Origin of the sequence: Methylocella tundrae, from assembly GCF_901905185.1 — a bacterium.
Lineage (GTDB): Bacteria > Pseudomonadota > Alphaproteobacteria > Rhizobiales > Beijerinckiaceae > Methylocapsa > Methylocapsa tundrae.
In genome coordinates, this window is record NZ_CABFMQ020000017.1 from 1 (window position 1) to 434 (window position 434).

Genomic DNA, 434 nt, shown 5'->3' on the forward strand with positions numbered 1-434 from the left:
CCAGAAGATACCGTTCAAGACGCGACGATCATCGACGCGCGGAACACCCCGCGGCTTGTTCGGCAACAACGGCTCAATCACCGACCATTCGAAATCCGTCAAATCAAACCGCGCCATCTCAGCCTCCGTGATTTGAATCACGCCACAGCCGATTCGGGAATCCCGATAATGGGTCTATGACCTAGAGCGTAATGTTTTTAGATGGAAGCATAGCCTGCGTTGGAGAGGTAGTTCTGACATTCGTCTGGTGAGAAGAGGTCGAGGAGCGCTCCGGCCCGTCGCCAAGTGTTTTCGAAGGTTCGCTCACCCGCCTTTCGCATCATGTGTTTGAGCTTCGCGAAAACCTGCTCGATCGGATTGAGGTCGGGGCTGTAGGGCGGAGCTGGCGAGGGGCCACCCCAAGCGGAGCTTGGTGGGGTCGCCTGCGGAGGGGG

1 protein-coding gene and 1 pseudogene are annotated in these 434 nt (G+C 57.8%); both read right to left on the reverse strand.

Going from position 1 to position 434, the window contains the following annotated elements; genetic code table 11:
- The coding region (locus tag MPC4_RS03665) for a transposase (protein WP_174511329.1) at positions 1–117 on the reverse strand (117 nt) is incomplete at its 3' end.
- A gap of 80 nt (positions 118–197) precedes the next feature.
- Positions 198–434 (reverse strand): annotated as a pseudogene (locus MPC4_RS03670) (hypothetical protein); the annotation flags it as partial.